Annotated in this window: 14 protein-coding genes; 4 read left to right on the forward strand and 10 right to left on the reverse strand. The window is 42.9% G+C overall.

What is annotated here, in order from left to right; translation table 11 throughout:
- Nucleotides 1–28: 28 nt before the first annotated feature.
- Nucleotides 29–619, forward strand: a complete 591-nt coding sequence (locus tag H6G77_RS32800) for a DUF1802 family protein (protein WP_190873803.1) — start codon at nt 29–31, stop codon at nt 617–619.
- Between the two features lie 603 nt (nt 620–1222).
- A complete protein-coding gene (locus H6G77_RS32805; RefSeq protein WP_190588859.1) occupies nt 1223–1489 on the forward strand; it encodes a hypothetical protein in 267 nt (88 codons plus the stop codon).
- Nucleotides 1490–1637: 148 nt separating this feature from the next.
- Here the strand turns inward: H6G77_RS32805 and ggt are convergent, their stop codons facing one another.
- On the reverse strand, nt 1638–3437 hold the full coding sequence (ggt, locus tag H6G77_RS32810; protein WP_190873804.1) for a gamma-glutamyltransferase: 1800 nt from the start codon (nt 3435–3437) through the stop codon (nt 1638–1640).
- Between the two features lie 153 nt (nt 3438–3590).
- Between ggt and H6G77_RS32815 the strand changes: the two genes are divergently transcribed.
- The gene (locus H6G77_RS32815) at nt 3591–3827 is read left to right on the forward strand and encodes a hypothetical protein (protein ID WP_190588855.1); all 237 of its coding nucleotides are present in this window, start codon (nt 3591–3593) and stop codon (nt 3825–3827) included.
- A 4-nt stretch (nt 3828–3831) separates the two neighbouring features.
- Here the strand turns inward: H6G77_RS32815 and H6G77_RS32820 are convergent, their stop codons facing one another.
- From H6G77_RS32820 to H6G77_RS32845, 6 genes are all read right to left on the reverse strand, one after another.
- Complete coding sequence (locus H6G77_RS32820; protein ID WP_190873805.1) at nt 3832–4554, reverse strand: phytochelatin synthase family protein; 723 nt, start codon at nt 4552–4554, stop codon at nt 3832–3834.
- Between the two features lie 11 nt (nt 4555–4565).
- Entirely contained in the window at nt 4566–5495 is a 930-nt protein-coding gene (locus H6G77_RS32825) for a glycine betaine ABC transporter substrate-binding protein (RefSeq protein WP_190873806.1), read from the reverse strand.
- Between the two features lie 3 nt (nt 5496–5498).
- Nucleotides 5499–6128: an ABC transporter permease gene (locus H6G77_RS32830; protein WP_190588849.1), complete on the reverse strand. Its 630-nt coding sequence runs from the start codon at nt 6126–6128 to the stop codon at nt 5499–5501.
- On the reverse strand, nt 6125–6883 hold the full coding sequence (locus H6G77_RS32835; protein WP_190588847.1) for an ATP-binding cassette domain-containing protein: 759 nt from the start codon (nt 6881–6883) through the stop codon (nt 6125–6127). Before H6G77_RS32835 ends, H6G77_RS32830 begins: the two co-directional genes overlap by 4 nt.
- 378 nt (nt 6884–7261) lie before the next feature.
- Nucleotides 7262–12775 carry a translocation/assembly module TamB domain-containing protein gene (locus H6G77_RS32840; RefSeq protein ID WP_190873807.1) on the reverse strand — a complete coding sequence of 1838 codons (5514 nt, stop codon included), beginning with the start codon at nt 12773–12775 and terminating at the stop codon, nt 7262–7264.
- A gap of 214 nt (nt 12776–12989) precedes the next feature.
- Nucleotides 12990–13382: a four helix bundle protein gene (locus H6G77_RS32845; protein WP_190873808.1), complete on the reverse strand. Its 393-nt coding sequence runs from the start codon at nt 13380–13382 to the stop codon at nt 12990–12992.
- Nucleotides 13383–14066: 684 nt separating this feature from the next.
- Here H6G77_RS32845 and mgtE point away from each other — a divergent pair.
- The gene (mgtE, locus tag H6G77_RS32850) at nt 14067–15467 is read left to right on the forward strand and encodes a magnesium transporter (RefSeq protein WP_190588845.1); all 1401 of its coding nucleotides are present in this window, start codon (nt 14067–14069) and stop codon (nt 15465–15467) included.
- A 117-nt stretch (nt 15468–15584) separates the two neighbouring features.
- Here mgtE and ssuE read toward each other — a convergent pair whose 3' ends face one another.
- The 3 genes from ssuE to ssuD are packed head-to-tail and all read right to left on the reverse strand — an operon-like array spanning nt 15585 to nt 17973.
- Nucleotides 15585–16151, reverse strand: coding sequence for an NADPH-dependent FMN reductase (gene ssuE, locus H6G77_RS32855; RefSeq protein WP_190588843.1), 567 nt, complete (start codon nt 16149–16151; stop codon nt 15585–15587).
- A 30-nt stretch (nt 16152–16181) separates the two neighbouring features.
- Nucleotides 16182–16784: a carbonic anhydrase gene (locus H6G77_RS32860; protein ID WP_190673175.1), complete on the reverse strand. Its 603-nt coding sequence runs from the start codon at nt 16782–16784 to the stop codon at nt 16182–16184.
- A 28-nt stretch (nt 16785–16812) separates the two neighbouring features.
- Nucleotides 16813–17973, reverse strand: coding sequence for an FMNH2-dependent alkanesulfonate monooxygenase (ssuD, locus tag H6G77_RS32865; protein ID WP_190673172.1), 1161 nt, complete (start codon nt 17971–17973; stop codon nt 16813–16815).
- Nucleotides 17974–18198: the final 225 nt, after the last annotated feature.

Below are 18198 nucleotides of genomic sequence, written 5' to 3' on the forward strand. Positions count from 1 at the left end.
GCGTGAAATTAAATCAGAGTTACAGCAGATGCCGATGAATTTAACTTCGAGTTTATATGCTCTCAAAGAATGGTCTGTGGCGATCAATGCTTTGGAAACTGCCAAAACCATCATGTTGCTGCGTAAAGGTGGTATTCATGAGCAGAATGGACGTTTTCAAGTTGCTCATGAGCAGGTTTTACTTTACCCAACTTTTGAACATCAACAGCCGTTTCTGCTAAAATCAGAATATGCAAATCTCGTCTGTCCCGTAACTCCTGGTTGGCATCCAGAAACAATTCGCATTGGCAGTTGGGCAGAGATTACAGATATTTTGCCGATTAGTGAGGAGTCTACTGTTAACGCGCTACTCCCGTTTCATATCTGGAATGAGTATTTTATTAGCGATCGCCTAAAATGGAAACCACGTCAGCCTTTGTATGTTCTGCTGTTACGCACTTATAAACTGCCCAAAGTCCAAGAAATTCCCTATCTGCCAAAATATGGTGGTTGCAAGTCCTGGATTGATTTAGCGCAACCAATTGACATTGCAGATGCAGCACCTGTTTTGTCTGATACTGACTACTCACTAATAGTTAGCGAAATTCGCACGATTATTAGTGATTTTATTAAGTGCTGAGTGCTGAGTGCTGAGTGCTGAGTAAAGATAGCGCCGCAGGCGCTGTAACCTGTAACCTATCACCCCTAATTCCACAACTCAGCACTCAGCACTTTCAACTCAGCACTCTTAGCCCAGCACTGATAACTAAATCTTACTGGTGTAACTAGTAAAACAAATGATTTGTGATTCAGTTATTTAGCAAAATAGTAACTCTTGTTACATACACTAATAGCAACCACAGATAACATGAGAAAAATCTTGCCCTCATAACCAGCAAAGTATCGCAGAGAAGCGTTATGTTTTTGCGCCTATCAGTGATTTTGCACCATTATTCAGTCATGGAGCCAAAGATATTGAGCTATTGTCATCGTTTTTCTACAAAATCCGCAGTATTTGACACTTTTTGCAAGTATCAAAGGTTGGGGATGGAGTGATTTTGTCTTGCTGTATCTTTAAAAACTGTCTAGAAAATCTATCTGATGGCTTACGTAATTTTACTAAACCAATTTGTAGGTATATGGACACATACTAGGGAAATTAAAAATTATCCCAGAAGATTGATGCAGTGCTTGACAAAAGTCTGCGATTATGCAATTTTAGCTAAACACTAAGGAGTTTGCCATGAATCGACAAATGTGCTGGTTATCGAAGTCTAGTGGCGACGGTGAGAAGATTTTGTATTTGCAAGTAGAAGCCCATAAAGGTTGGCGGCCTTACACAGCTTATCCGCAATTTGCAGTGCCAGATTATCAAATTCCTGGCGGTTCTAAGGGTTGGGCAACTTATCAAAAACTGCTGAAGGCAGGTTGGACACTAGTACCCAGTGCGAGAGCGAATGAATTTAGCACTCAAGTAGAATACTCAGAATCAATGGTGCAGAATCAATAGTTGCAGTTATAGCAAAGTGCTGAGTGCTGAGTGCTGAGTGCTGAGTAGAAACCCAGTAGTTTCAAGAGTTTCAGCTATAAGACTTAACAGATGTTTTGAGTGCTATATCTCGAAAAACGGCAGTGTTGCATTATTCTGTAATGACTGTCTACCAGCCTCTAGGCGAACCTTCACCGCGAGGATCGGCGGCTGCTTCTAGGCTGCCATCTGCTTGAGTGGCGATCGCGTTAACATTACCCCAAGGAGTGTTTTGTTCCTTGATGTTGTGTCCACGACGGCGTAAGTCTTGCAGAGTTAAAGCATCCAAACCCCAAGGTTCGACGCGCAATTCATCAGGAAGCCACTGGTGATGTATGCGTGGTACGGAGACAGCTGCACCAACGTCCATATTGTATTCCAGCACATTGAGAATCACTTGCAATACCTGAGTGATAATTGTGCTGCCACCAGGGGCCCCCACTGCCATTCGGAGGTGATTATTTTCTGTGACTATTGTCGGAGTCATACTCGACAGTGGTGTTTTTCGGGGTGCGATCGCATTTGCTGTGTTGCCAATTAAACCAAAAGCGTTAGGTACTCCTGGCGCAATCGCAAAATCATCCATCTCATTATTGAGTAAAATTCCTGTTCCTGGGCTGACTACACCCGCACCAAAACCAAGATTAATTGTAAAAGTCAGGCTGACGGCGTTACGTTGTTCATCCACAACGCAAAGATGGCTAGTTTCGGAAGATTCGTAGCGAGTGGCTGGCAATCTTAATGATTTGTTGGGTAGAGGGACAATTTGATTGCTAACGGAGCCAAAACGTTGGAGAATTTCTGGTGCTACTGGTTTGATTTCTGATGCAGGTTTCGCCACATCCATATTGATTTGTTGACGACGCTGTTTGGCGTACGCTGGGTTAATCAGGGCTTGTACAGGTACTTTAACAAAATCAGGATCACCCAAATATTGTGAGCGATCGGCGTAGGCTATCTTCATCGCTTCCGCCATTAGATGTAAACTGTTGGGATGATGCCACCCCCAAGCTTTTAAATTACTGTCACCGATAATGTTTAACATCTGCAATAGATGAACGCCGCCTGATGATGGTGGTGGCATAGAACAGACTTTAGCTTGACGAAAACTACCGCAGAGAGGAGTTCGCCAGATGGGTTTGTATGCCTTGAGGTCGTCTAAAGTAATTAAACCCCCATTTTTTGCCATATCTGAAGCGATCGCACGGGCAATGTTGCCAGTATAAAAACTTTGGGGATTGTCGGCAATGGTTTCTAAAGTGCGTGCTAAATCTTGTTGGACTAATCTTTCTCCAGGCTGATAAAATTCGTCGTTGCGAGTAAATATACCTCTAGCGGCAGAATTTTGGAGAATTACAGGTTTGCGGTTTTCGTAAACTTGAATGGAACGCCAAGTGAGTTGTTTACTTAGGATAAAGCCATTTTTAGCCAGAGCGATCGCAGGTTTCACAACTTCCTTCCACGGCAACTTACCATAACGGCGATGCACCTCATACATCCCCGCCACCGTTCCTGGTGTCGCCACCGCCAAATAACCATTCACACTTGCATTTGGACGCACCTTTCCCTGTTCATCTAAATACATATTTCTCGTCGCTTTGATGGGTGCGCGTTCCCGAAAATCCAAAGCTTTCATCTCGCCAGTTTTCTCAAAATGCAGCAGCAAAAATCCCCCGCCACCAATTCCCGCCGAAAAAGGTTCAACTACAGATATGGCAAAAGTTGTGGCGACTGCTGCATCTACCGCATTCCCACCTTGGCGTAACATTGCTAACCCAGCCTCACTCGCCAGGGGATGTGCAGATACTACCATTCCCTTTTTGCTGCGTAGGGGTAAAGTGGTAGTGGCTGATGCAACTTGGCTGTAACAGAGAACGGTAAGGGAAAAGACGGTAAATACAACCTGTTTGGGTTTAGCAAAGATTTGCATTTTGATACTGTTGTATATTGCTATGTCTTAGCCTATCGCTTGATATCGCAGTTAATTATTTAAATTTTCATAGATCAATACTTTCTAAATTCATATCAATATCATCTCGCTACAATAAAGTAACGAGTGCTTAAGGGAGCAGGAGATAATCTTATGGAATCAAAACCACGCATCTTCAAACAAACCGCTAAAGAAACAACTCTACTGTTTGCAGGGGGGGCTGGTGCTGGACTAATCATCTTTGCCCTGTTCGGCGGACTATGGCACATCACTCACTTTTGGTGGGTGATGGCAGCAACTACAATATTTTGCGGTTTATTAGCTGTAGTGTTCCGCCAAAAATTCCAGCAGATGTTAAATGCTTTGATGGACAATGCTCCGGGGATTTAGGAACTTAATTAACTTTACTCACTAAAACAAAGCCGCGTGTCTTACCGGAAACTGTATCTGTGGTGTTTATCGCCTTCCATAAATCCGCGGCTTTCACCCACACTGGTGGATATTTATAACGAGAAACATCCATAATTAAAAATCTATCTGTCTGCTCATTGTAAGCTGCGATGGGTGAAATATGTCCACCTTTTTCTTGACCAATTTCTTTACGTAAATAATTCACTATGACAAAATTATTAGATTGCTTTAAATTTGTCGAGACTAGCTTACGAAACTGTTCTAAATTAGTATCGGCTGCATGATAAACCTTGACTTGGACATCATAACTAGCAATTAATCCGCCTAATTCTGCTAAAGTCATTCCTTGACGGGCGACAACTTCAGGTGCAATGACTTTTTTAGTTTTTTCATTGCTAAAAAAGTTTTCTTGGGTGAACACTCTATAAGGAGAATATTGTGGTGATTCTGGTGCGACAACTCCTAAACTATTTAACACCATCACACTACTAGCAACACCACAAAAAGCTTGATTATGTTGCGTGACAAACTGCATACTCAAAGGAAAGAAATCTTCTCTGGAGCGACTTTGAATTAATAACTTCTCTCCCTCCTTAGAATTAAAAGCAATCAAGTTATTGGAAAGGGGTAATGTTTGAGCAATAACAGTTCCACTAGAAACAAAAAACCAGATAATTGCAGTTTGAAAAGTTGTGTTTAACTTCATAAATTTCCCACTTAAAAACTTCGCGCCTCTGCTCCTCTTCGTGAACCTAACTCCTTAGATTTAAGAAACTCACGCACAACCTCTTTAATATCTCGTAACTCCCCTTCAACTAAATAATTTAACTGCCGCATTTCATCTGCGGAAATTTTACCAGAAAGTTGAGCGATCGCACTTTTCAACTCCGGGTATTTATTCAACACTTCTTGTCTAACAATTGGTGTAGCTTCGTAAGGGGGAAAATATTGTTTATCATCCTTTAATACAGCCAAACCTAAGCGCGTAATTTGTCCATCAGTCGAATTTCCCGCCACCATATCTACTTGTTTTTGGATTAAGGCGCGATATATTAAACCCAAGTCCATAATTTGCGGTGGTTTAGAAAAACGCAAATCGTAAGTTTTAGCTAAACCCGGAAAACCATCTTCTCGTTCTAAAAATTCGTAGCCAAACCCGCCGCGCCATTGGGGTGTATATTGGGCAACCTGAGATAAAGTTTGAATATTATATTTCTTGGCATCTTCACCACGAATTACCATTGCGAAAGTATTTTCAAAACCTAAGCTAGGCATAACTTCCAGCTTAAATTTTTTGTCATATATTTGTTTTAATTTTTCGTAAACTACTTTTGGGTCATTGAAGGCTTTTTGTTTTAAAATCCCAGTAAAAGCTGTACCCGTGTATTCAATATAAGCATCAATTTTTCCAGCCAGAATAGCATTATGACAAACAAAAGAACCGCCTAAACGGGGACGACGGACAACTTTGAGATTAGTTGTTGCTTCAATTTGTTGGGCTAAGAGTTCGCCTAAAATATCTTGTTCGGTAAAATCTTTAGAAGCAACAACAATATCGCCCGTGGTATTATTCGCGCTAGGGTTACAAGCTGCGATCGCCACTACTAAAGTAAAAGTTAAAATAAAAAATATTAAAAATCTTTTCATTACTTATTTAACTTTTAATTTGGTTTCCAACAACCCAATTAACAAATCTGCCAGTAAAGCAATCATGGCTGCTGGTACTGCCCCGGCTAAAATTAAATCATTATTTACTACCGCAATACCGCGAAAAATAAACACGCCTAAACCACCAGCACCAATAGCAGCAGCAATAGTGGCAATACCAATACCTATCACTGCCGCAACTCTCACCCCTGCTAAAATTACACTCATTGCTAAGGGAATTTCGACTTGTAATAATAATTCTTGATCAGTCATTCCCATGCCTCTACCAGCTTCGATAATTGCCGGATCTACACTGGTAATACCTGTGTAAGTATTGCGAATTATCGGCAGAAAAGAATATAAAGTCAAAGCCACAATCGCTGGGACAACACCAATTCCACCAATAATCGGCACAGGAATTAGTAAACCAAATAATGCCAAACTTGGAATAGTTTGCAATACATTGGCAATACCCAAAATGGGTTGACGCAACCGAGTTTGACGGGTAATTAAAATACCTAACGGAATGCCAACAAGTGTGGCAATTGTAATGGCAATGCCTACCAAAAATAAATGTTCCAGCGTGTGCTGTAAAATTTCTGGGGCATACTTAATCAAGAAAAAGTCTTTCATAAATTGTCTTGCAGAGAACGCAGACATTGAAGAAAAGCTAGGCTTTCTGGATGTTGCGATCGCAGAAACTCCTCCTTTGTACCTAATACTACCAGTTCTCCGTCATACATTAACCCAATTCGAGAAGCTAAGACAAACGCCTCTTGGATATCATGCGTCACAAATACCACTGTCTTACCGAGTTCTTGCTGTAACCGCCGAAACTCCTGTTGCAATTCTAAGCGCGTAATGGGGTCAAGTGCGCCAAAAGGCTCATCCATTAACAAAACTGGGGGATCTGCGGCTAACGCTCTCGCTACGCCTACCCTTTGTCGCTGTCCCCCCGAAAGTTGATGGGGATAACGCCCAGCAAACTGCACAGGATCTAACCCTACCAATTGCAACAATTCATAAACTCTTGTTTTAATTTGTTTCGGTTTCCAACCTTCTAAACTAGGAACTAAACCAACATTACGTTCTACAGTGAAATGGGGAAATAAACCAGTTTCTTGAATGACATAACCAATTTTGCGCCGCAGTTTAATTTCATCCCATTGCTTTGTCGGAGTTCCATCAAATACGACTTCACCTGTGGTTGGCGTAAACAGACGATTAATTAATTTCATCGTGGTAGTTTTCCCGCTACCACTGCGTCCAAGTAATATTAATGCTTCTCCTTGACGAATCGAAAAATTAAGATTTGATACTAAATTGCGACGGTTGCGGCTAAAGCTGACATCGCGGAATTCAACAGCAATTGAGCGATTTTGCGACATAGTTGACTGTTGGTCGTTAACTTGAAGCTATTATTACTGATTTTGCTAATAAGTAAATATAGACTTTTGTCTCACGCATAGACGCGGTAGCGGCTTCCCGCAGGGTAGGCGCAAAGGCGCAAAGAGTAAGATGTCATTACGAGGAGGTATAGGTCTGTAAGTGTTCAAAACCCTTATATAGCAATCCTAAATCATTTGTGAAATTCTCTTTCTTTTCTTTCTTTGTGTCCTTTGCGTCCTTTGCGGTACCCTTCTCCCAAAGGGAGACGCTACGCGAACGGGAAGCCGCTTCGCGTCTACGTTAAAAAAAATACTTTTTCACAACTTCAGATAGGATTGCTATACCCTCACAGACAACCGTTGTGCGTAATGTTGATGTTAAAATCGAGTTTCATATTCAAAGAACAGTAGATTTTCATTGCCTAAATCGGTTGCGCCGCGTACTAAAATTTCGTCATTGAGTCGATAGAGGACGTTGTAACGGAAGGACGCATCACTGCTAAATAATGGTCGTGATAAAGAAACAGAAAAATCTCGATTTAGGTTGAATACACCTTCGGCTGATAAATCGAGAACTGATGAGCGTCTTGCTGTTTGATCTGTAATGGGAGTAGGAAAGATGCGAAATTCACTAAAACCAATTGCTTGACCGATCGCAGTAATCGTACCTTGTAAACTACCTAAAATTGTCGTACCAGCAAAATTAGTTAACCCTTGGGTGATATCTCCGGTTTGAGCAAAGTTATTCAAAATTGAACCACCCAGTAAAGCCACAATTTCTCCTTGACTGCGGCGGGGTTGACTTGTCAATTCTAAATTTTCGTTTAATCTACTAGCCCGTCCTGTCACCCTTGCTTGTACGCGCACGGTGCGTAAAGTGCCAAAATTGATCGCAGAAGCATCGCTGATTTCTGCCGATGCAGGGGATCTTAAAATCCGATTATTGATTGCTGAAGTTTCAGGGACGATCGCTAACAGTCGCACATTCAGGGTAGGATCAAGTCCTTGACTGGGGGTAAAGGTGGCTGTTTGTTCATAGCCGCGTTCTAAGGTGAACTCGGTGCTAAATAAACTGACTCTTCCGCCTGTTAACCGAATTTCTCCTTCGGGGAGAGGTTTGGCTAATGTACCGTTAATTGTTAAGTCACCTTTGGCGTTAAAACTGAGTATGGGTTGGCTAAAGCCGCCTACTCCCGGTACAAAACTGAGTAAAGATTGACTTGTCACCCGCACATCATCACCCAAACTCAAGCGTAAGTTGTCAAACGCCACAGGTAAATTAGGTCTAGTTACAGCAGCAGTAGTCGTAGAGTTAGGTTTAGTTTCTGTGGGTGTAACGGCACTAATATTGATGTCAATATTATCGTTTGTTGTTGGTTGAGTGTTAGCAGTGGTGGAGTTGCCAATAATTACCTGTCCATCACTCAGTTCAATTTCACCGCCAATTTGTGGTTTGAGTGCTGTTCCTTGAATCACCGCATTACCGCTCACACCACCTGCATACAAACCAGGAACTTGAAAATCTAGGGGTTTTTCTATTAATACTGTCAAAGGATTGGTTGTATTGGACTGGGGTGTAAAAATTGGCAAAATTCCCGATGCTGTGACTAACCCTTGATTGTAATTAGCTTGAATACCTTCTATATTTACTATATTGCCGTTAAACTGGGCTGTTCCCGTGATATTTGTGAGCGGTTCCGATAAAGCTTGAGCGCGAATAGTAGCATTATTCAATGTGGCATTGCCGTTAATAATTGGCTGGTTTAACGTACCGCCGACATTCACAGCTACTTGTCCTTGTCCATCTAGCCATGAGACTTGATTGTTAGTCAGCAGATTTAACAGTGTTAAACCTTCGTTACTCACATTCGCCTGGACACTAATTTGATTACTAGCTGGTTTGACGAAGGTAAAGGGTAAGGGTGCAGGAATACTACCTGTAGCTGTAATGGGTTGAGTTCCTGTCAGCAGTAGCGCACTGTCAAAATTTAAGCGGGCATTTTCGTAGGCAAATTTTACCTGTCCTGTCTGCACTGGTTGGTTATTCAGAGTCGCATTCGCCAGCGATACTTCACCATTTACGCTGGGGTTGAGGAAATTACCTTGCAAATTAGCCACAGCATTCACTTCACCTGTGACATCTAGCGGATATTGGGCAATAAACGGCTGAAATAAAGATAACGGCAAACTAGCTACATTCAACTGTCCCGCCAGTTGGTTCAGTCCTAATTTGCCGGCAAAAGCTACCTGTCCTTGATTGATGCCAATACTCAAGGGTGAAAGTGTCACAACACCATTGGCAAAATTACCTTGAGCAATAACTTGATTAATCGTATATTGTCCCCATTGCCAGTTATTACCTTGGAGATTAAACCCAGCATTCAACCCAGATTTTAAAGAACCACTGGCTACTAAGGTTCCATTCAAAGCACCTGTTAATTCTGCCAAGCTGGGTAAAGGCGGTGCTTGTTTTTTCGCTTGCTGTTGTTGCTGTTCTGTGGCTGTGGCAATTTTAGAGAAGTATTCTAGCTGTCTGAGCAAGTCTGCATTGGGTAAGCGCACAGATGTGGTGTTGAGTGCGGTTGCACCTGCTAGTGTGGGTGGTTCTGTACCTGTACTTAAATCTTGAAAATCGTAGATATTAAACGCTTGTAAAAGTTCTTGTATTCTCGTTTCTACTAAATTCGCTTGGACTTGAAATTGGGGGTTATTGCCAGTTTGCACACTCCCACTGAGGGCGATGCTACTTTCTCCCAGACGTAAGAGACCATTAGTTAAGTTAGCCGAACCATTGGCATAGTTAAAACTACCACGAAATTCTGCGGCGGAAACTCTGGCAACACGGGGCTGAGAAATTGCCACATCTCCCGCCACTGCATAATTATTCAGATTAACTACTAAATTGCCTGATAATTGCCCACCCAAGGGTTTTAAATTATTGTTAGGTAAAAAGCCGCTAACCAAAGCGATGGGAAATTGTTGGGCGTTGATAATTAAATTATCTCCCTCGGTTCTACCTGTGGTGACAGCGCCATCACGCCGGACTAAAAAGGAAGTTGGGCGATAATTACCATCGAGGTTCAAAGCTATCCTATCTTGTGTACCTGCGAGGCGCAGACTTCCCCCTTGTCCGCCTTGAAAATTCACATTACCAGTTAAAACGGGGTCAAATGCCACGTTTCCGACATTGAAATTCCGCAGCCGCACATTACCAGTAGCTTGGGGAACTTCTGGAGTACCTGTGACTCGCCCATTAAAATCAACAAAACCTGATAAAGCAATATCTCCGGGAACTTGCACACCAGTATTATTGAGGTTGAAATTCTGCGCCAGGACATCGAAATTAAAGCCGGCGATTTTCGGTGTACCTGTTGCTGGTAATTGTACAGCGATCGCACCACTCGCACTTACCCCCAGTGTCGTCGCCCGTGGCACAATAATTTGCTGACCATTCCAGCGAAACTCGGCTGACAATGGTTGTGCTAACTGTGCTATTCCTTGGTTGGCGCGGAGTTGTCCGGCGGCGCGAATATCTGCTAAGGCAAAAGATTTTGTATTCCCAGCCACCTGGACATTCCCATTCAGCCTACCGCGTAGTTGGGGTGAAAAACGGCTGAGTTGAATTTGAGAAGCATTTGCCACTGCTTGCCAGCGACCATTATTCAGGTTAGCATCCCTAATGTTAACTGTACCCCCCACCACACTCAAGTTTGCTTGTCCAGAAGCTTGAATATTTTCTGGTTGGAAAGATTTCGTGCTGCCTGATAAATTCACAGAAGCACTAGTTAATACTCCCTGAAATTGGGCGGGAATCTGGGAAAAACGGCTGAGTTGAATTTGGGAAGCATTCGCCACTGCTTGCCAGCGACTATTATTCAAGTTAATATCCCTGATATTGACTCTACCCCCCGCCAGGTTGAGATTTGCTTCCCCTGTGGCTTGAAAAGATTTCGTACTACCCGACAAACTCACCGATGCACTCGTTAATACACCTTGGAATTGGGCGGGAATTTCTTTAAATCGGCTTAACTGAACTTTTTCGGTATTAACAACAGCTTGCCAACGGTTTTGGGAAACCCGCCCCTTAGCAGTGATGGTATTACCTGCTACATCAAACACAGCCGTTGGCAAAACAAGATTCTGCCCTTGTTGCTCAATTACTGCTGCACCGATGGTTGGGTAGGTAGCATTCGGCGCTTGTACTTGGGCGACCGTCCGCAAATTCCCCAGATAGCCAAACACCCTAGCATTGGCTGAGACATTCCCGACTTTGATGCTAGATGCAGAGTTGTTGGTTTTGGCGATGACATCCCCTGGCAAATTTTGGGCGAGAACATTCAACAATACTCTACCTTGGGGCGCTAGTTGCACTTGACCACCGCCGACAATTTGCCCTCCGGCTGGTGGTTGCACCAAAACTCTGGCAATGTTGAGGGTTAAAGGTTGTCTGCCTAGAGAACCAGTAATTTGTGTATTAGCTGAGACATTACCGATGCTAATTGGTGGTGTAATCCCGTATCTCTGCGCCAGTATATCTCCTGAAATACCTTCGGCTTGTAGGTCAAATTTTACTCGACCCCCTAATATTGCTTGACCACCACCTGTAATGATTCCACCTGCGGCGGGGACAAGTTTAAGATTTGAGATGGTAATTTGAGAAGCATTTTTATTGACATTGAGGCGAAAGTCAGTATTAACAGCTTGGAACTGCACCCGGTCAACTTGCAGAGGTTTGGTGTTGCTGACTGTACCGCTAAGAACTGGCTGTTGCAGAGAACCTTGCACCTTGACCTTGGCTTGAACTTCCCCAGTGGCGACGACGGGAGATTTAACGTTGAAGGTATCTAAAAGATTTTTCGCACTGACTGATTTTACCTGGGCGGAAAGGTCAAAACCTGTTTTGAGATTGACTGTACCATTGGCCAGAAGAGGAACTTTGCCCAAATTTGTGGTGAGATTATCTAATGCGATCGCCTGACCTTGAAATACTAATCTACCGTTAGAATTAATGAAGCGTTGGGGTATATTTTGAATTTGGGCTGTGACTTGATACGAAGTAGCTGTCCCGGTAATCGCTATCTCTGACGCATTTGCAGGAATCTGCACACCCAAGTCAGCACTAACTCTTCCTGCTTGCAAAACAATGGGTAACTGAATTAATCGACTAACATCAGATGCTAGTAAACTTTGGGCGACAACCTGTAGATTAGTTTTTTGTGCTTTTGGTTGTGTTGACCCAGTAATTTTAACCGCACCACCTCTAGCAAATTGACCATTAATTTCGTAACCAATCTCTGTATTATTTGGTGCAAATCGCGCCCCACCAGCGAATTGATTAATTATTACAGAACCTTTTGGTTTAGTTGGTGCAGGGGCTGGTAAAAGTTCTACACTGCCATCAACAATTTGCAGTGTTTGTAATTGCGTTTGAATAATTCCTTTACCTTCGCCACTGTTCACCTCTGCTGTCACCCAACGACCATCTTGATCTTGTTGAATAAACACACGCGGCTGCACCAAGGTGACATTTAACGGTAGTGTGCGGCTGAAAATGACTGGTAACAGCGCAAACTGCACCTCAACAGCCTTTGCTGTTACTTGGTCAGCATCAGTAGGTGTTGCAGGTATGGATAAAGAACTAAATCTCAGGCTCGAAAGTGAAAAAGACTCCACTTGCCCTAGATTAATTGGTCGCCCTAGTAATTGTTCTAGATTTGTCTCTACTAACGGCGCTAAATCGTTATACACATAATTTCTTGCCCACCAAATTCCTGATGCAATACCAGCAAGCAAGAAAATTCCTATAACTAAACTACTACGACTGAAAAGTAGGAGATATAAACGACGGTTAATTGGCTCCTGATCATTCTCTGAGTTGGGAGGGCGCGTCATTTCCGTTACCAGCAACGCTATCGAGTAACAAAGTTTATTATTACCCGAAAACACCATAGTTGTTTTGCCGAAGTTTTCAAAACTTGTTCTAGATAGATTAGTAATTCCTTCTCTTGAGAGATGGCAGACTAATAGTACTGGTGAGATTGGGTGTGGGGAGTGTGGGGGGTGTGGGGAGTGTGGGAGGTGTGGGAGGTGTGGGAGGTATGGGAATTTAGTCAAGTAACCAATCATCTGGATGGGTAATCATCTTGACTAACCCACTAAGGACTTGATTGTAAGGAGCGTAGAGTTCTCTTCCTTGTTCAACGGTAAGATATTGACATTTCACAGCAAACTTTAACCAAACTTGAGTTTCTGCTGCCTCTGCTTCACAATCATTGAGTTTAGCGACAAAAGCGGCTTTATATCGCCGTTTTCTCCAAGCCTCTGCCATATTTGCACAGACAGAGCGAGAGGAGCGACGAATTTGGTCAGTTAATGAATATTTTTCTTCAACTGGGAACTTTTTAGAATATTCAAAAATTAGCATTGCTGTCTCAAATGCTAATTGATAAATGGCTAAATCCTCATGATTTCTAAAATACTTTTTCCCTTTTTCTTCCATCTTCTTTAATTTCGACTGCTCCTTTCTTCATCTTCCCACACCCCCCACACCTGACAGGTGTAGGTTTTTTACATAAGCATGAGTCCATACTTGAAAATCAGCGTTTTGAACTCACTCAAAAATTTAAGATTCGATTGTCCAATTGCTGGAACACTTAAGTCGTCGTTTCAGCATCAGGTCAAAAATTACGGATTCATACACAACACAGAAAAACAAGGTTCATAATCCGACATATTGACCACGTAATCATCATAGTTTTAGCCACTTTGTAAAAAACCTACACCTGTCAGACCCCCCACACTCCCCCTCACAAGTGTAGGTTTTTAACAGAGTGATGAGTAGCGACTCTAAAAATCACGATTTAATCAGAGTTCCACCCCCCTCACACCCTTACACCCCTACACCCTAAATCAAGGTTTTTGGGGCATAACGTAAAAAACCTACACCTGTCAGCCACACTCCCCACCCTTCCCACACCTCCCACACCTCCCACACCTCCCACACTCCCCTTCTTGACTAAGTTTCGAGCATGAATTAACAGTCTATTTGCTACGTTAATAGGAAAAATTTGAGAAAAGTTGATTTAAAGTAAAAAAAGTTACATCATTTAAGGTTTCATCTTCCGGCATTGTCTCATAGACTAGGGGCAGCAACCTTATTAAAACTGGCTGAGGAAAGTGGAAATTGACTGAGACAAACAACTTAAATTCTCCGTTCCAGGATGTGTCCCGTAGAGAATTGCGAGATTTAGTCAGAACTCAACTGCAAATGCTGTTAGAAGCAGCAGATTTACAAGCGGCAAAATCAATTCTTGTACCCGTACAACCTGCGGATATTGCTGAAGCAATTGAAGGTTTACCGGAAGCGATGCACGCTTTAGCTTTTCGTTTACTTTCTAAAGATGAAGCGATCGCAGTTTACGAGTATCTTGACTATAGTGTACAAGAACGATTAATTGAAGAATTAAAAAGTCAAGAAGTTCGTGATATTGTCGATCAAATGTCTTCGGATGACAGAGCAAGATTATTTGATGAATTACCTGCCAAAGTTGTCAACCGTTTACTAGAACAATTAAGTCCGGTAGAACGTCAAGCTACGGCTTTGCTGTTAGGTTATGAACCTAATACAGCCGGACGAATTATGACTTTAGAGTTTATTTCTCTCAAGGAAAATATTACAGTTACTCAGGCTCTAGAACGGATTCGCCGTTTAGCTAATGCCAGCGAAATAATTTACTATCTCTACGTCACAGATGCAGAAAGACGCTTGACAGGGATTGTATCTTTGCGAGATTTAGTAACATCTCAACCAGAACAAATCATTGGGGAAATCATGACCCGTGATGTGATATTCGTTCGCACAGATACAGACCAAGAAGAAGTAGCAAGAGTTATCCAAAGATATGACTTTTTAGCTGTACCTGTGGTAGATAAACAACAGCTTTTAGTTGGTATTGTTACGGTTGATGATGTAATTGATATTTTACAAGAAGAAACCACCAAAGATATTTATGCGTTAGGTGGTGGTGTACAGTCGAGTGGCGATAATTATTTCCAGATGAACTTGATGGAAGTTGCTCGTAAACGAGTCGTATGGTTATTTGTTTTATTAATTACTAATACTGTTACAGGCACAATTATTAAATCCCAAGAAGATATTTTAACCAAAGTAGTTACGCTAACAGCATTTATTCCGTTATTAACAGGAACAGGCGGTAACGTTGGCGCTCAATCTTCGACAGTAGTAATTCGGGGGATGAATACTGAAGAAATTCGCTCACTCGGCACATGGCAAGTAATTGGCAGAGAAGCGATCGCTGGTTTACTCTTGGGTGGTATGCTGGGGATTATCGCTACAATTTGGGCATATTTTTTACAAGGCAGAATTGAAGTTGCGATCGCCGTCGGTACTAGTTTAGTGGCGATTTCGGTTTTAGCTTCGGTTTCTGGTTCCACACTGCCATTTTTATTTCGGATGTTACGTTTAGACCCAGCTTTGATGTCTGCACCATTTATCACCACAGCCGTCGATGTCTTAGGGGTCTTGATTTATTTCAATTTGGCACGGGTAATTTTAAAGTTATAGCAAGAGGCACTCCGGCAAAGCCGGAGAAGTCAAAAGTAAAAAATCAAAAGTCAAAAGTAAACAGATGGATAAAATTTACCCATCTGTAGCAAGTAAGCGGAGGTATAAACTTGTGTATTAGTTAGCGTGTGCTAGTTGTGGAGATTCAATCGCGGAGAATTTCACAGCCTTGGCGAACTCTTGCAGCACGTCTTTTAGCCGTTGTTCCAGTTCCTCATCTAGCAGGACGCTATCATCAGGTTGCTTTTGAATTTGTTTGTCAACTGCATACACGGTGGCGAGAATATGCCGTGCGCCTAACTCGCCTAAGATGGGTTTCAGGGCATATTCAATGGCTAACAAATGGGCAATTGTGCCGCCAGTTGCTAAGGGTAACACGACTTTGCCAGTCAATGATTTTTGTGGGAGTAAGTCTAAAAATGCTTTGAGTATGCCTGTATAAGCAGCTTTGTAGATTGGGGTGGCAATAATTACGCCGTCGGCTTGGGCTAATAAAGCTTTGGGTTGTTCTAAGGCGGGGCTGTCATACTTGCCAAAGACTAAATCTTCCGCAGGTAAATCGCGCACAGAAATAATATCTATGTGTAGACCTTCTTTTTCTAATAGTTTGGCAGCATATTCCAAAATTCCGTAGGTTCTGGAAGGATGGGAAGGACTACCAGCGATCGCTAAAATCCGAGTCATGTAAATACACTCCTAATTTATACAATTAATTCACGGTGATTTTGTCTTGGTCTGCATAGCCTCGGCTGTGTTGACCTTCTCACTTAAACGTTCGTAGGGGCGGCGTAAACTCATAGTCTCAACTTCCCAGATGTAGCCATGAATCACCACATCATCGGGAATCAACGGAGATTGACGTAACAATTCCACCTGCTGTTTGCAGATTTCGTCCACATCGGTAAAGGTTTTAATCCATTTGGAAAACACACCTTTGGGTAGTTTCAACTCTGGTAAGGCGGGATCAACTGCAACTGCATCTACATCAATCCCTCGGCTGCGTAACACTTCACTCAGAAAGTCTCCAGAAGCACTCATCATGCCGCACTCGGTATGGTTAATCACAATAATTTCTTTGGTGTTAAAAAACTGTGTGGTTAACATCGCCGACCGAATGGCATCATCTGTAACTAACCCGCCAGCGTTACGAAAAATATGTGCATCGCCTTCGCCAATTCCTAAAGCTTTTTCTACTGGTAAACGTTCGTCCATGCAGGCTAGTACCCACAAGCGTTTATTGTTGGGTATGCCTAACTGTCGCCGCAATGACCAAGCTTCTTTTTGGGCAATTTGTTCGTCAATTTGTTGATGTAACATAGCGGCTAATCTCCCATTCCTTGACTTTTTAGGATATGGACGCAGCTTTGTGCTGAGGCTGCTGCTTCAGAAATTCTTCATTAGCAACAATCTCGCCAAAGGGACTGATGATGTGTTGTTCTTCAACTTTGGGCAAGTTTTCTAACGGCAAACGGGGGAATAATAATTCTGCAACGCGATAAGCTTCTTCTAAATGGGGATAGCCAGAAAGAATAAAGGTTTCAATTCCCAAGTCTGCATATTCCTGCATTCTGGCGGCGACTGTATCGGGATCACCTACCAGTGCTGTACCTGCCCCACCGCGCACTAAACCCACACCCGCCCACAAATTTGGACTAATTTCGAGTGTTTCGCGGCTACCTTTGTGTAGCTGACTCATGCGGCGTTGCCCTTCCGAATCCATCCGCGCATAAACTTTTTGGGCTTTGGCGATCGCTTCATCATCCACATAGCGAATCAATTGATTAGCTGCGTCCCAAGCTTCAGTTTCAGTTTCCCGCACAATAACGTGCAGCCGAATGCCAAACCGTAAAGTTCTACCTTCAATCTCTGCAAGTTTGCGAACTGCGGCAATTTTCTCAGCAACTTGCGCTGGTGGTTCACCCCAAGTTAAATAAACATCTACGTGCTTGGCGGCGATTTTTTGGGCAATGGCTGAGGAACCACCAAACCATAACGGCGGATAGGGTTGCTGTACAGGCGGAAACACAATTTTGCCGCCTTGAATATCTAGATACTCACCTTTGAGGTCAACTGTTTCGCTACTAACAAGCGATCGCCATACCGTCAAAAATTCATCTGTTAATTCATAACGCTCATCGTGATCCAAATGCAAGCCATCTCCAGCCGCCTCCACCGGATCACCACCCGTCACGACATTAATCAACAACCTCCCCCCAGACAGGCGGTCAAACGTCGCCGCCATCCTCGCGGCTAACGTTGGCGACATCAAACCCGGACGTATCGCCACCAAAAAACGCATCCGTTGAGTTAATGATACTAGAGTTGATGCCACAACCCAGGCATCTTCGCAAGACCTACCCGTAGGTAATAAAGCCCCTGTGTAACCCAGGTCATCCACTGCCTGTGCAATTTGCCGAAAATATTGAAAGCTAACAGTTCTACCGCCTGTTGCTGTTCCTAAGTAGCGCCCATCGCCGTGGGTAGGGATGAACCAGAGTAGCTGCATGAATCCTATCCTTTTTAACTCGGTAACTTTATCGATTTACCGTACTTTATCTTGGATTAAGAGTATCACACATTGAACCCAGGGAAGCAAGGGACTTTAGCAAATTTCTGCTTTTAGCTTAAACAAAAAGAAGCCCCACATCTGACCCAAAGGGCAGTGTGGGATGAATTTTTGGGCGGCGACGAATTGACCAACAACTAATTCAATCCGCAGGATTGACAGGGG

Origin of the sequence: Aulosira sp. FACHB-615, from assembly GCF_014698045.1 — a bacterium.
Classification (GTDB): Bacteria; Cyanobacteriota; Cyanobacteriia; order Cyanobacteriales; family Nostocaceae; genus Nostoc_B.